The 13,402-nt window shown below is 61.3% G+C and carries 12 protein-coding genes; 5 read left to right on the top strand and 7 right to left on the bottom strand.

Annotation, left to right across the window (positions count from 1 at the left end; genetic code table 11):
• The first annotated feature begins 313 nt into the window (after positions 1 to 313).
• Positions 314 to 1,288 carry a thioredoxin-disulfide reductase gene (gene trxB, locus DEJ54_RS17925; RefSeq protein WP_113155758.1) on the top strand — a complete coding sequence of 325 codons (975 nt, stop codon included), beginning with the start codon at positions 314 to 316 and terminating at the stop codon, positions 1,286 to 1,288.
• A 77-nt stretch (positions 1,289 to 1,365) separates the two neighbouring features.
• Complete coding sequence (locus DEJ54_RS17920) at positions 1,366 to 2,256, top strand: LysR family transcriptional regulator (protein ID WP_113155757.1); 891 nt, start codon at positions 1,366 to 1,368, stop codon at positions 2,254 to 2,256.
• Positions 2,257 to 2,497: 241 nt separating this feature from the next.
• Here DEJ54_RS17920 and msrP read toward each other — a convergent pair whose 3' ends face one another.
• The 4 genes from msrP to DEJ54_RS17900 form a co-directional block, all read right to left on the bottom strand.
• Positions 2,498 to 3,481: a protein-methionine-sulfoxide reductase catalytic subunit MsrP gene (msrP, locus tag DEJ54_RS17915; protein ID WP_113155756.1), complete on the bottom strand. Its 984-nt coding sequence runs from the start codon at positions 3,479 to 3,481 to the stop codon at positions 2,498 to 2,500.
• Positions 3,482 to 3,601: 120 nt separating this feature from the next.
• Complete coding sequence (locus DEJ54_RS17910) at positions 3,602 to 5,650, bottom strand: elongation factor G (RefSeq protein ID WP_113155755.1); 2,049 nt, start codon at positions 5,648 to 5,650, stop codon at positions 3,602 to 3,604.
• Positions 5,651 to 5,857: 207 nt separating this feature from the next.
• Entirely contained in the window at positions 5,858 to 7,393 is a 1,536-nt protein-coding gene (locus DEJ54_RS17905; RefSeq protein ID WP_113155754.1) for a bifunctional diguanylate cyclase/phosphodiesterase, read from the bottom strand.
• Between the two features lie 125 nt (positions 7,394 to 7,518).
• A complete protein-coding gene (locus DEJ54_RS17900; RefSeq protein ID WP_113155753.1) occupies positions 7,519 to 8,721 on the bottom strand; it encodes a pyridoxal phosphate-dependent aminotransferase in 1,203 nt (400 codons plus the stop codon).
• A gap of 182 nt (positions 8,722 to 8,903) precedes the next feature.
• Between DEJ54_RS17900 and DEJ54_RS17895 the strand changes: the two genes are divergently transcribed.
• Positions 8,904 to 9,824 (top strand): EAL domain-containing protein, encoded by a 921-nt coding sequence (locus tag DEJ54_RS17895; RefSeq protein ID WP_113155752.1) that lies wholly within the window; start codon positions 8,904 to 8,906, stop codon positions 9,822 to 9,824.
• Between the two features lie 4 nt (positions 9,825 to 9,828).
• Positions 9,829 to 10,680 (top strand): EAL domain-containing protein, encoded by an 852-nt coding sequence (locus tag DEJ54_RS17890; RefSeq protein WP_162742335.1) that lies wholly within the window; start codon positions 9,829 to 9,831, stop codon positions 10,678 to 10,680.
• Positions 10,681 to 10,815: 135 nt separating this feature from the next.
• Here the strand turns inward: DEJ54_RS17890 and DEJ54_RS17885 are convergent, their stop codons facing one another.
• The 3 genes from DEJ54_RS17885 to DEJ54_RS17875 form a co-directional block, all read right to left on the bottom strand.
• Complete coding sequence (locus DEJ54_RS17885; protein WP_113155750.1) at positions 10,816 to 11,310, bottom strand: hypothetical protein; 495 nt, start codon at positions 11,308 to 11,310, stop codon at positions 10,816 to 10,818.
• Positions 11,311 to 11,455: 145 nt separating this feature from the next.
• Positions 11,456 to 11,713 (bottom strand): hypothetical protein, encoded by a 258-nt coding sequence (locus DEJ54_RS17880; protein ID WP_113155749.1) that lies wholly within the window; start codon positions 11,711 to 11,713, stop codon positions 11,456 to 11,458.
• 209 nt (positions 11,714 to 11,922) lie between these two features.
• Positions 11,923 to 12,477, bottom strand: coding sequence for a methylated-DNA--[protein]-cysteine S-methyltransferase (locus tag DEJ54_RS17875; protein ID WP_113155748.1), 555 nt, complete (start codon positions 12,475 to 12,477; stop codon positions 11,923 to 11,925).
• A 156-nt stretch (positions 12,478 to 12,633) separates the two neighbouring features.
• Between DEJ54_RS17875 and DEJ54_RS17870 the strand changes: the two genes are divergently transcribed.
• Positions 12,634 to 13,263, top strand: a complete 630-nt coding sequence (locus DEJ54_RS17870; RefSeq protein WP_113155747.1) for a lytic transglycosylase domain-containing protein — start codon at positions 12,634 to 12,636, stop codon at positions 13,261 to 13,263.
• The last annotated feature ends 139 nt before the right edge of the window (positions 13,264 to 13,402 follow it).

Below are 13,402 nucleotides of genomic sequence, written 5' to 3'. Positions count from 1 at the left end.
TCATGGCAAGCCAAGCAATGCATTTGTTTGCGATGGGCTCTATCCACCGTGTTTGAGGGTATGCAGACTGCGATAAACAGCGGTAGCGGCGTTCGGTAGCTGTTGGAAACGCATTCCTCGCCTTGCACAATCGGGTGGTGAATACTTAGATCATGTCACCGAATTGTCCGGATGGTGGCCTAATAGGTCGGCCGTCCAGAAAATGCGTATCGTTGGCGGGTGGCTGCTTTGATGCGCGCTGAGCCAGAATTGTAGCCGGCAAGCGACCTGATGTCAGCTTCTGCAGGCCATCGAGGAAGAAAGGATTCACTCCATGTCACGTCGTCATGCACCCGTTCTCATCATTGGTTCGGGGCCGGCCGGATACACGGCCGCCATCTATGCGGCGCGCGCCATGCTGAAGCCTCTTCTCGTTGCGGGCATGGAGCAGGGCGGTCAGTTGATGATCACCACCGAGGTGGAGAATTATCCGGGCTTTGCCGATCCGATCCAGGGCCCCTGGCTGATGGAGCAGATGCGCGGCCAGGCGGAGAATGTCGGCGCGGAAATCGCCAACGACCTGATCGTGGAAGCGGATCTTTCCTCGCGCCCCTTCCGGCTCAAGGGCGATTCCGGCACGGAATACACCTGTGACGCGCTCATCATCGCCACAGGCGCAAAGGCGAAGTGGCTTGGCCTGCCCTCCGAAGAAACCTTCATGGGCTTCGGTGTCTCGGCATGCGCCACCTGCGATGGCTTCTTCTATCGCGGGCGCGACGTCGTGGTGGTCGGCGGCGGCAATACCGCGGTCGAGGAAGCGCTTTATCTTTCCAATCTCGCCAAGACCGTAACGCTGGTTCATCGCCGCGACGAACTGCGCTCCGAGCGCATTCTGCAGGAGCGCCTGCTGGCGAAAGAGAATGTGAAGGTCATGTGGGACACGGTGATCGATGAAATCACCGGCACCCCGGCCAAGCCGCCAATGCCGGCATCGGTAACGGGCGTGCGCCTCAAGAATGTGCATTCGGGCGAGGTTTCCGAGCTGGCAACGCACGGCGTGTTCGTGGCCATTGGCCATGCGCCGGCGGTCGAGCTGTTTGAAGGCAAGCTGAAGCAGAAGCCGAATGGCTATCTCTGGACGCAGCCGGGCACGACACAGACCGATGTGCCGGGTGTGTTTGCAGCGGGCGACGTTGCCGACGATGTCTACCGCCAGGCGGTCACGGCGGCGGGCCTTGGTTGCATGGCGGCGCTTGAAGCGGAAAAATACCTGGCGGCGCTGGAAACAGAAAAGGCGGCTGCCGAATAGAGCGGGAACAACACGCAACGACAGCCGGGCGGCAACGCCCATAACGGTACGAGCGCCTGACAGAGGAGAACGAGGCGTTGGACTGGGACAAGCTCAGAGTTTTTCACGCTGCCGCAGAGGCTGGCTCGTTTACGCACGCCGCTGAGATACTGCATCTTTCGCAGTCGGCGATTTCGCGCCAGGTGAGTGCGCTGGAGCAGGAAGTGGGCGTGCCGCTTTTCCATCGGCACGCGCGCGGCCTCGTTCTGACCGAGCAGGGCGAGATGCTCTACCGCACCGCGCATGAGGTGCTGATGCAGCTCGAAAGCGTGCGCGTGCGGCTGACCGAGGCGAAGGATCGCCCATCCGGCCTGTTGAAGGTCTCCACCACGGTGGGGCTCGGCACGGGCTGGCTGACGGAGCGTCTGCCGGAGTTCATCGAACTCTATCCGGACATCGAGTTGCAGCTGATCCTCGACAATGAGGAGCTGGATCTGACCATGCGGCAGGCCGACTGCGCCATTCGCATGCGTCAGCCGCAGCAGCCGGATCTCATTCAGCGCAAGCTGTTCACCGTGCATTTCCACCTGTTCGCATCACCATCCTATGTGAACAAGCATGGCAAACCATCGTCGATCGCGGATCTGGACAAGCACCGGATCGTGACGTTTGGCGAGGCAGTGCCGCCGCATCTGAGCGACATGAACTGGCTGGAGACCGCTGGCCGCCCGGAGGGCCAAAAGCGCCAGACCGCGCTTCAGATCAACAACATCCTGTCGATCAAGCTGGCCGTTCAGCGTGGTGCCGGCATCGCGATGCTGCCTGATTATGTGGTCGGCAAGAGCAACGATCTCGTGCAGCTTATGCCCGAAACGGCGGTGCCATCCTTCGACACCTATTTCTGCTATCCGAACGTGATGAAAAATCAGGCAAAGCTGCATGCCTTCCGCGATTTCTTGATCTCAAAATCGCGTCATTGGGCATTTTGACGCAGTATTTCCAAAGAAATACGGTGTGTCATGCAAAATTGCATGGGTGAATTGCAAAATCATGTGGTTGTTATTTAGGCGGCGATTGCCCATATGAGAAGCACTCCCGGGGGCGTTCTCCTCCCATTTGCCCCCGCGAGTGTTCCCCTCTGGAGGTTTCGCCTATATGGCACTTCCAATGACTAAGCCGGATCTCTTTTGATCCGGCTCTTTTTTTATCTGAACCCCAAAACCGCTATTGTCAGCGATAGAGCTGTTCGCTTTCGAGCCCCGCATAAAGCGCGGCAACCTCTTCGCCATAGCCGTTGAAGAGCTGCGTGGGCACGGTCTCGCCCGTGTGGAGGACACGCTCTTCTGCCTGGCTCCAGCGCGGATGCGGAACCTGCGGGTTCACATTGGCCCAGAAACCGTATTCGCTGGCCGCGATCTCTTCCCAGAAGCTGACGGGCCGCTCTTCCGTGAAGCTGATCCGCCGGATCGATTTGATGGACTTGAAGCCGTATTTCCACGGCAGGGCGAGGCGCAGGGGCGCACCGAACTGTTTTGCAAGCGGCTTGCCATAGACGCCCGTGACCATGAAGGCGAGGTCGTTGGCCGCTTCCTCGATCGTCACGCCTTCCACATAAGGCCAGGGATACCAGACCTGTTTCTGCCCGCCGGCAACGCTCGGGTCGTTGAACGTCTCGAAACGCACATAGCGGGCGGATGAGAGCGGACTGGCGAGCGCGACAAGGGCGGAGAGCGGAAAGCCCGTCCACGGAACGGTCATCGACCATGCCTCAACGCAACGATGCCGGTAGAGACGCTCTTCCAGCGGCATGCGTTTGGCCAGATCCTCGAAGGCGATGGTCATGGGCTTTTCCACCAGACCGTCGATCTCGATGTCCCACGGATGGGTGGGCAGCGCCTGTGCGGCGCGCGCGATCTGCTTGTGGGAACCGAATTCGTAGAAATTGTTGTAGGCGCTGCTGACGTCTTCCGGCGTCACGTCACGTTCGATCGTGTAGGCCGTGTTGCGCTCTGCCGGATAAAGCGCGGCGGTGCGGGCGGCGGCGTCATCCCCGCCCTGCGCCCGTGCCATCCCGGGCAGCAACCCGGCGCCGGCAATCGCGCCCATGCCAAGCCCCAGCCCTTTCAGAATGGTCCGGCGGTTGGCGAAAACGTCTTCCGGCGTGGCCGCGTGTTCGGCGACCGCCCAGCGCGGGCGGCGGTGGATGGCGGGCATGGCTTTCTCCAGCTTGCTTTTCCAGTTTGTCCAAGTGGTAGGGCCAGATGCCCGCCTGTCAAAATCACACGACTTCACGATTGTGTGCCGCAGGGGCTGAAGCCCTGCGGCTGTTGCCGCTCATGCGGCCTTGCCCTGCGCGTTCATTGCGGCGTCTGCCAGCCGCCCCGTAAGCTCGGCCATATGATCGAAGCTTGCGCGGTAGCCCGCCACGCCTGCGGTGGCCGAGCGCAGTTCGATGATCAGGTCGCCGGTCTCCGATGCCGGGATCATCGCTTCCACCACGTCCCATCCGTTCCAGCCGGGGCGCGCGTCAAAACCGAGGATCTGCCCGCGTCGCTGGGAGAGGATGGCGGTCACCCGCGCCGTCGCATCGGACGGCGTGTGAACCTCCACCTTGAGGATCGGCTCGAGCAAAACAGGCGAACAGTCGTCAAGACCTTCTTTCATGGCCAGCCTGCCGGCAAGCTGGAAGGCCATGTCAGAGGAATCGACGCTGTGATAGGAGCCGTCTGCAAGGTTCACCGCCACATCGATGACGGGAAAGCCAAGCGGCCCGCATTTCAGATAATCGATGACGCCGGCTTCCACGGACGGGATGTACTGCTTGGGCACCACGCCACCGGTGATCGTGTCGGTGAACTCGAAGCCCGAGCCGCGGGGCAGGGGGCGGATATCCAGAACCACATCGCCGAACTGCCCGTGCCCGCCCGACTGCTTCTTGTGGCGGCCGCGCTGGGTGGTGTTCTTGCGGATCGTCTCACGGTAGGCGACGCTGGGCGGGGCAGTGGTGATCGGTACCTGGTATTTGCCTTCCAGCCGCTCGCGGGTGACGCGCAGGTGCATCTCGCCCTGGCCGCACAGAACCGTCTCTCCGGTTTCCTGCCGCTGTTCGAGGCCAAGTGCTGAATCTTCCTCCGCCAGCTTCTGCAGGCCGAGCGAGAGCTTTGCCTCGTCCTTTCTGTCGCCGGGCCGCACAGCCATGGAGTAGACGGGCTGAGGCGGCTCAAGCGCGATCAGCGGCGCAATCGGCGTCTTGCCGGTGGTGAGCGTATCGCCTGTCCGTACGTCGTCCAGCTTGCCGAGAGCAACCGTTTCGCCGGCCTGTGCGCTGGCGATCTTGTTCTGCTCACGGCCAAGCAGCGTGTATATGCCCGAGACCTTGTCGGATGCCTTCTCGTTGCGCACTTCCGTTCCGTCGGTGAGCGTGCCGCACAGCACGCGCGAGACCGAGAGCTTGCCGCCATGGGGCGTGTGGATGGTCTTCATGACCTGAAGAACCGTGTCGTCCGTCTCCTGCAGGCCAAGACGCTCGCGGGTGGCTTCGATGTCGGGGGAATCGTGCCGTATCGACTTTAGCAGTCGCAGGATGCCATTGCCCTTTTCCGCCGAGCCGATGAGCACCGGCGTAACACTGCCTTCGCGCAAATCGGTCGCCAGATCGTCGAAGATCGCATCGCGCGGCGGTTCGATCTCTTCGAGCAATTGCTCCATCAGCTTGTCGTCGTGGTCGGCCAGCGTTTCCAGCATGGAGAAGCGGGCCTCCACCTCGCGCGCCCTGTCATCATCGTCGATGGGCGCGATCTCGCTGCTGGCGTGTTCGCGGTAGATATAGGCGCGCTCAAGCGCCAGATCGATGGAGCCGATGACAATGCCGTCCTTGCGCAGCGGGATCTGGCGCAGCATCAGCGGTGTGTCGCTGGTCGGCTGCAGCATCTTCAGCATGTCGCGCACGCCGAGCGTGGCATGCTCGATCTTGTTGAGAAAGATCATGCGCGGAATGCCCAGCTCGTCCAGCCGGTGGAGGGTGAGCTGAAGGGCGGCGATTTTCTTTTCGTCGGGTTCCGTCACGACAATGGCCATGTCGGCTGCCGCCAGAACGGGATCGGCCTCATGGGCGAATTCTATCGAGCCCGGGCAGTCCACGAAGGTCATGCTCTCGCCCAGAAACTCCGTCGTGGCGATGCTCGCCTCGACGCTCATCTGATGCTCTCTGGCTTCTGCCGAATGATCGCCGACTGTCGCGCCGGAGCCGGTTGCGGCCTGTTTCATTATGGCGCCGGTGCGTTCCAGAATGGCTTCAAGAAGGGTGGTCTTACCGCTTGCAAACGGACCGACAATGGCGATGCATTTCGGTCCGCGGCTTCTTTCTCCCGAGCGTGTTCCCATGGCTGGCGGTCTCCTGTCACGCGTTTCACCCACACGTTTCATGAGCGGCGGCCGGCCTCAGCGGCCGTCGCGCGGTCGTGGCGCGTTGACGGATGATCAGGAGCATTCTGCGCCCTTGAGAAACCCGTGCGTGGCATCTGTATGCCGGAGCGCCGACGTTCTCCGTGAAAATATCGTCACACGGCTGCGGGTTTTGGGCAAGGGGCGTCAGGCGGAGAGAGCTAGCGCCCGACGTTCAGTGAGGCCGGGCGCTTCTCGAAAAGGGGGCAGAGGCTGCGGTTTTCCCAGATAATAGCCCTGAAAGCGATTGCAGCCGGCCGAGCGGGCCAGCCGGAACTCTTCCTCTGTTTCGATCCCCTCCGCCACGATGACGAGATCCTGAATGCGCGCGATCTGGGTTAGGGCGGAGACGAACACCTGGGCGATGCGGTCATCGTCCAGATTGTGAATGTAGCTGCGGTCGATCTTGATCGCATCGATGGGCAGCGTCTTGATGTAGTTGAAGCCGCAATGGCCGGTGCCGAAATCGTCGAGCGCAATGTGGAAGCCCATCTCGCGCAGCCGAACGATGCGGGCGATGATCTCCGGCGTGGCGGCGGTGGCCACGGTTTCGGTAATCTCGAGAATGAAGCGGTTGGCCTGCGCATCCGTCTCCTGCAGAACGCGGTCCAGCATGTGCACCAGACCATCACGCTTCAGCTGCTCGCCCGAGACATTGATGCTGATGCGGTTGTCGGGGAAGCGGTGCAGATCGAGGCAGGCCCGGCGGAAAACCCATTCGCCGATCATGTCGATCAGGCTTGACCGTTCGGCAATGGGGATGAACTCGCCCGGCGATATCATTCCGCGCACCGGGTGTCGCCACCGCACAAGCCCCTCCACGGCCGCGCGGTTTCGCTCGGTATCGGTGATGACCTGATAGTGCAGCTCGAGTTCGTTTAGGTAGACGGCCGCCCTGAGTTCACGCTCGAGAAGACGGCGCTGACGTTTCTCCGACAGCATGTCCGGATCGAAAACCGTCACCCTGCCGCGTCCTGCGCCCTTGCTTTCGTAAAGAGCCAGATCCGCCAGAAGCGGCAGTTCCTTGTGGCTGCTCGCGTGTTGTGGCGCGACGGCAATGCCGATGGAAGCGCTGAGCGGCACCTGATGTCCTTCGCAGGCGCGCCCGTCCTGCAGCATGGCAAGCAGCTTCTGGGCGCGCGTGCGGCAGCGGTTGAGGTCATTGCCGTACATCAGGATGGCGAACTCATCGCCGCCCAGCCGGCCAATGGCGCAGTCGGGAAAGCAATGCCGCGCGCAGGCGACCAGATGCGCAAGCGCCTCATCGCCGAACTGGTGGCCGAAACCGTCATTGAGCTGCTTGAAATGGTCGAGATCGACGAGCAGGAGCATGATGCGTCGCGGCTTGGACAGCGTGCCGATGCTTGCGCTCAGTTCGTCAAGAAAACGGCCGCGTGTGAGCGCGGTTGTCATGAGGTCGGTTTCGGTGACCCTGTGGCGCTCGGCCTCGATGCGCACGGCATCCTGAAGCTGCTGTGAAACGGTGCGTCGCAGATAGGTGAGCAGGGCCAGGCCTGCGACACTGAGCACCATGCAGGTCAGCAGCAGCCACGTCGTGAAAGCGCTTTCCTCAGGCGGCGCAAAATAGGCGATGGCCACCATCGCCGTCGCCGAAATCAAAAGCGCTTGAACGCCGCTGTAAAACCGTTCGCCATTACGCTGCACGGTGGAGAGGATGCTCATGCCCCCGCTTTCTCCCCAAGGCCCCTGGAGAAGGACAGAACAATACGAAACTCTAAGGGGGCGTTAAGAATGTTGCGCGGCAAAAAAGATATTTTGCCGCGCCATCAAAACGCCCCCTAAGGCAGTTACTTCAGCGATGCGGTGAAGCGCTGAATCCGGTTGCAGGCTTCTTCAAGAAGCTCTTCCGACGTGGCGTAGGAAATGCGGAAGTTCGGGCCAAGACCAAAGGCCGAACCATGCACCACTGCAACGCCTTCGGCTTCCAGAAGCTCGGACACGAAGTCTTCGTCGGTCTCGATGACCTTACCCGAAGGCGCGGTCTTGCCGATCAGCTCGGCGCAGGACGGATAGACGTAGAATGCGCCTTCCGGCACCGGGCAGTTGATGCCCTTCGCCTGGTTGAGCATGGAAACCACCAGATCGCGGCGGCCCTGGAAGATCGCCTTGTTTTTGGTGATGAAGTCCTGCGGACCGTTGAGCGCCTCGACGGCGGCCCACTGTGCGATGCTGCATGCGCCCGAGGTCTGCTGACCCTGGATCATGTCCATCGCCTTGATGAGCTCGATGGGCCCGGCCGCATAGCCGATGCGCCAGCCGGTCATGGCATAGGCCTTGGAGACGCCGTTCATGGTCAGCGTGCGGTCATAGAGCTTCGGCTCCACCTCGGCGATGGTGAAGAATTTGAAGTCGCCATAGGTGAGGTGCTCATACATGTCGTCCGTCAGCACCCACACATGCGGATGCGCCATGAGCACGTCGGCGAGCGCCTTGAGCTCGGCTTCGGTGTAGGCTGCGCCCGACGGGTTGGACGGCGAGTTCATGATCAGCCATTTGGTCTTCGGCGTGATGGCTTTTTCAAGCGCATCCGGGGTCAGCTTGAAGCCGTTGTCGATGCTGGTCTCGGCGAAGACGGGCGTGCCGCCACAGATGGAAACCATCTCCGGATAGCTGACCCAATAAGGGCTCGGGATGACAACTTCATCGCCGGGATTGAGCGTCGCCATCATGGCGTTGAATAGGATCTGCTTGCCACCGGTGGCGACGATGGTCTGCTTCCAGTCATAGTCGAGATTGTTCTCGCGCTTGAACTTGGCGGCAATCGCCTCGCGCAGCGGCTGGATGCCGGAGACCGGCGTGTATTTCGTTTCGCCGCGATTGATCGCGTCGATGGCCGCATTCTTCACATTGTCCGGCGTGTCGAAATCCGGCTCGCCTGCGCCAAGACCGATAACGTCGCGGCCCTGCGTTTTCAGTTCGCGCGCTTTCTGGGAAACCGCGATGGTAGCGGAGGGTTTTACGCGTGAAAGGGCATCGGCAAGGAAAGCCATAATGGAAGACTCCGGTTCCTGTGAGATTTTACGCTGAGGATCAGCGTTTCCCTTCTTGTCCGATCACGAGGAAAATCGCAAGCCGCCAGCGAATTTGCAGCGTTAAACCAGTCGTTAACCGCGAATAAAGGCTGGGGTGCCATTCTGCCGGGATTGAATGACGACTTGCAAGGAAGCGCAGAATGTCGCGCAGCATCGGCCTGGCCCACATCGTCCGACAGGCGGACGCAAGTGCAGTGGGTGTCTGGGGTGGCTACACATTAAGAACCGCCTTCCAGCCGATCTTCTCCTTTCGCGGTGGACGACTTCTGGTGAGCGCCTATGAGGGGCTGTTGCGCCCTTTTCGCGATGGCCAGCCCGTGGGGCCGGGCATTTTCTTCTCCAGCATTCCCGAAGTCGACCGTTTTCACGTGGAGACGCTGGCGCGAACCGTGCATCTTCTGAATGCCGGTGTATGCCTGAACCGGGGGGCTTCCCTGTTCGTCAATTTCGACCCGTCGCACTTCGTGGATGCTGCTTCTGCGACAATCGCCCTGCGGGATATTCAGACAGTGCTGGCCGAGGCAGGCGTCGAGCCGCACCGCGTGGTCTGTGAGATCACCGAGCAGGAAACCGGTTCCGATGCGTCCCTGCTTGAGTTTGTGCGCGCCCTGAAGGGCTTTGGTTACCGCGTGGCGGTGGACGATTACGGCGCCGACAATTCCGACATGAAGCGGATTGAGGCTCTGGGACCGGACATCGTGAAGTTCGACGGGGCGTGGACGGCGCGCCTGCTCGCTTCCGCCTCCGGCGTCAGCCTGCTCACCGACATGGTCAGCGCGTTTTCCGAAAAAGGCATTCGCACGGTTTTCGAAGGCATCGAAAACGGCGAGCAGCTTCAGCTGGCCGAGCGCTGTGGTGTTTCGATGGTGCAGGGTTTTGCGCTGGCGAAACCGCAGCTTGCGCCGGGTGCGTTCGATGAATTCGAAGTTGCGCGCGAGACTGCGCGCAAGGAAATCCTTTCCAATGCAGCGGCCCGTCTGGAGCGGAGCAAGCTAGCGGACGACACTTCGTCTGCGCCTGCTGCGCGTGCAAGGCGCACATTTGGCCGGCGCGGAGCGTAATGTCATGGGAGCCGTGACTGTCCCCGGCGCGCCTGCCGGATCCATCATCGCCGATGAAGTCGGTCTGGAGACAGGATTCCATGGAGCCTACCGGCTGAAATCCTTTTATCAGCCGGTCTTCCGTGTCTCCGGCGAGAGCCTTGAGCCGGAGGCGCTGGATGCCTGCGCAAAGCCAATGCTCGATGGACAGTCCGTCGAGACAGAAATGTTCCTGCTGTCGGTCGCCCCGGAGCGCGAGCGGCAGGTGCGAACACTTTGCAGTCTCCTGCACATTGGAAACTGCCACCAGATGCGTGAGGACGGTCTGTCGCTGCATCTGGGGTTCGACACAGAGCGGCAGAGCGACGCGGATGCGATGAGCCATCTTGCCTTCATGCTCGCGCGGCTTGCGCAGACCGGCGTTGCGCCTCAGGCGCTTGTGTGCGGTTTCCGGGCTGCTCCGGATCCGCTGGCAGAAGTGTCGGAGCGCCTTCTGGAGACGATGCGCAGCAGCGGTGTGCGCCTTTCGGTCGATGGTTTCGGACCGGGGCAGAGCGCGCTTGAGCGCGTCGAGAAGCTGCGGCCTGAAATCGTCAAGATTGATGGGGGCTGGTTCCGCCGGATCGCGCCCGTTGCGCCTGCCAGACGCCTCCTTGCAAAGCTCGTGCAAGGGCTGAAGCGGCAGGGAGCCAGCGTTCTTGTGAAGGGTGTGGAGACACCCCCGCAGCTCGAAGCGGCGCTGGATGCCGGGGCAGATCTGGTGCAGGGCGATCTGCTTGCAAGGCGGGCAATGGCCGGATCGGTGCAGGAGCTTGGCCCACTCGAAATCGACCGCTTTTTCCGGGATCCTGAAAAGGTTGTCGTTTCATTGCGTTAGAGCATCGGGCCGAAAAGTGGAATCCGGTTTTCGGGCACCCCGATGTTCCATCACGCGCCTGTATCGTTCCTTGGCCTCCAGAGAAGCGACCGGCGATCCAGGCCCGGCTTGCACCGGGCCTGTAACTGAGAGCAGCTACGCGCCTGCCTTGTCCCTTGCCGGCGGTGCATCGTAGGCTTCGTTCTCGCCATAGGCGGCGGTGGCCGATGCCAGATCCGTCGTGCCTTCCCGATGGTTCTGCATCAGCACGATGCTTTCTGATGCCTCCGGTTTTGCAATGCGCGAGAGCATGGAGGCAAACTGTTCGTTTCTCTGCACCTCGACTGCGGCGCGTCTTGCCCATGCTTCAACAGCTATGTCGTCATCGGCCTTTGCCGGTCCGAAGCTTCCGGAACTCGCCTGATATGTGGAGAGGTCGCCGCGCGCATGTGACGCCGCCGCTGGCTGCGCGCCCGGTCTTGCGCCTGATGCCGGTGTGCCGGACGTGTCCGCCGCCGCCGGCGACTGGCTGGTTCCACCCTGTGCTGGCGTGGCGGAAGACGGTTCGGAAGTGGAGGGCGCGGGGGCCGGGGCCGGTGGCCTGAAGGTGTGTCCGCCAATCAGCGGCAGATTCAAGATATTGCCGAGCAACAGGGTCTATCCTCTTTTCTGGTCGATGCGTTTGGGCGGTTGGTTGCGCCCGTTGTTCTCTTGCTACCAGAGGAGGATTTTGAAACCGTGTCTGCCTTCTCTACAATTTGATGAAAAAGCCCTTCTTTCAGGGCTTTCCTGTTGTTCAGGCCGCTGCCTGAGAGTCAATATCCGGACGCTGGCTCGAAGCGCTTCCGGCTTTTGCTGCATTCGTGCTGGCATGTTTGCGCACGACACGCAGGACGGCATTCAAGAGGTCAACGTCGATGTAATACAGCTGGGAGAGCTCGGCGGGGACCTGATCGAGCTTTATGCCGCTGGACAGGAGGCGTTTGACCTCCGCAACCATCTCGGAAGGTTCGGTCAGGCGGTCCTTGATACCGTTGTCGGTTGAATGGCGCATGGAATTCTCGTCGGTTTGAATGACACTGACGCAAAAGAGACCCAACGCTGAACAAGAATACCGCCAAGAAATCGACCGATTGGCGGCAAGATTGTGGCTGTCCCCACTAACCACCGGGACCGCCAGAATCGCTGTAATTATGCGCGACCTGTGTTTGTGCGCAAGAGCAAGATTCAACCAGAGGCTAGGGCCCTGACCCTGGAGCCCGGCTAGAATGAGAATGACGCCTGGGCTGGCTCCGCATTCGGAGAGCGGGCGTTCTCCATGGCCAGCATCTTCTGCTTGGTGGCGATGCCGCCATGAGCCGAGAATCCGCCGATCTTGCCACCGGCCGCCAGAACACGATGGCAGGGAATGATGAGCGGCATGGGATTGCGCCCCATGGCTGCGCCCGTTTCTCGGGTGGCCCTGGGAAAGCCGACGCTCTCGCAAAGCGCGCCATAGGTCGTGGTCTCGCCATAGGCGAGCCTTCGCATGGCCGTGTAGAGCGTGCGGTGAAACGGGCTGATGCCCGTGAGATCGAGGGTAAATCCGGAAAAATCCTCTTCGCTTCCGGCGAAGTAGCGCTGCGTTGCCGCCACGAGCCCGGCCATCGCGCCGGATAGGGTGGAAGTCGCGGCATCCGGCAGCCGGGCTTTCAGCTGCTGCTCAACCGCGTCAGGCTCTGGCGTTGGCAGGACAAAGCGCACGAGGCCGGCATCGCTCCAGCCCGCGCCGCAAAAGCCGAAGGCGGTTTCAAACACATGATGGCCGGGCACGGACATGGCGCTTCCATTCCGATCGTTTCGCGGCCCAGCTCTAACATGGATACATTCTGGCACGAAGAGTGAACGAAGGGTCACCTGACAAATGATTGCCTTACCCAAGGTTGCGCGATAGAAGGCGCGCGGGTGGGGACTCGTTGATCGAAGGAATGCGCCTTGCCTCTTTTCTCCCGTTATCTCGTTGCCGGACTTGTGATCGCGCTGCCGTCGCTGGCTGCATGCACGACCGCGGGGAGCGACGTTCAGGCGAAGACCGATGCCGCTGAAAGCCGTGCCGATGCGCAGCTTGTGGCAAACAGCCTGGTGGCAGAGCAGGACGCCCAGATCAGCGATGGAGATGTGACGCCGGATGCCTTTGCGGGCCAGCGTCCGCCCAGCGCGGCCCTGACGGCGCTGGAGGCTGGCGGAAAGGTGTCGCCGGTTGCCCCGCGCAGCGCTGAGCTCGATGCACTGATCGCGCAATATGCGGGCATTTACGAGGTGCCCGAGCGGCTGGTGCGGCGTGTCGTCAAGCGTGAGAGCAATTTCAACCCGGCTGCCCGCAACCGTATCTACTGGGGGCTCATGCAGATCCGTCATGATACCGCGCAGACCATGGGCTACCGTGGGCCCGCTTCCGGTCTTCTGGACGCGGAAACGAACCTCAAATACGCCGTCAAATATCTGCGCGGCGCCTATATGACGGCTGACGGGAACGAGGATAAAGCCGTTCGTTTCTATGCAAGCGGCTATTATTACGACGCAAAGCGCAAGGGTATCCTTAAGGAAACCGGCCTGCGTAACTGACGTCAGCTGACGGCAAGAGATGTCAGCAAACCTGTCCGCCTTCCGCGAAATGCGGTTCAGGGCAATTGCTCATTGGTGTATTTCTCCGCGCTGTCGGATTCCGCCCCCCGGATCCGTCTTGCAGCTGACAACAGGCTGC

It is taken from the genome of Nitratireductor sp. OM-1, from assembly GCF_003296175.1.
Classification (GTDB): Bacteria; Pseudomonadota; Alphaproteobacteria; order Rhizobiales; family Rhizobiaceae; genus Nitratireductor; species Nitratireductor aquimarinus.
Note: the sequence above shows the minus strand (reverse complement) of the source record. Positions and strands in the feature narration are given on the sequence as shown.

Coding starts and splice junctions, on each gene's coding strand:
- DEJ54_RS17880 (WP_113155749.1), bottom strand. CDS start 11,713: ATGCGCCATTCAACCGACAACGGTATCAAGGACCGCCTGACCGAACCT.
- DEJ54_RS17875 (WP_113155748.1), bottom strand. CDS start 12,477: ATGTCCGTGCCCGGCCATCATGTGTTTGAAACCGCCTTCGGCTTTTGC.
- DEJ54_RS17900 (WP_113155753.1), bottom strand. CDS start 8,721: ATGGCTTTCCTTGCCGATGCCCTTTCACGCGTAAAACCCTCCGCTACC.
- DEJ54_RS17905 (WP_113155754.1), bottom strand. CDS start 7,393: ATGAGCATCCTCTCCACCGTGCAGCGTAATGGCGAACGGTTTTACAGC.
- DEJ54_RS17895 (WP_113155752.1), top strand. CDS start 8,904: ATGTCGCGCAGCATCGGCCTGGCCCACATCGTCCGACAGGCGGACGCA.
- trxB (WP_113155758.1), top strand. CDS start 314: ATGTCACGTCGTCATGCACCCGTTCTCATCATTGGTTCGGGGCCGGCC.
- DEJ54_RS17890 (WP_162742335.1), top strand. CDS start 9,829: ATGGGAGCCGTGACTGTCCCCGGCGCGCCTGCCGGATCCATCATCGCC.
- msrP (WP_113155756.1), bottom strand. CDS start 3,481: ATGCCCGCCATCCACCGCCGCCCGCGCTGGGCGGTCGCCGAACACGCG.
- DEJ54_RS17910 (WP_113155755.1), bottom strand. CDS start 5,650: ATGGGAACACGCTCGGGAGAAAGAAGCCGCGGACCGAAATGCATCGCC.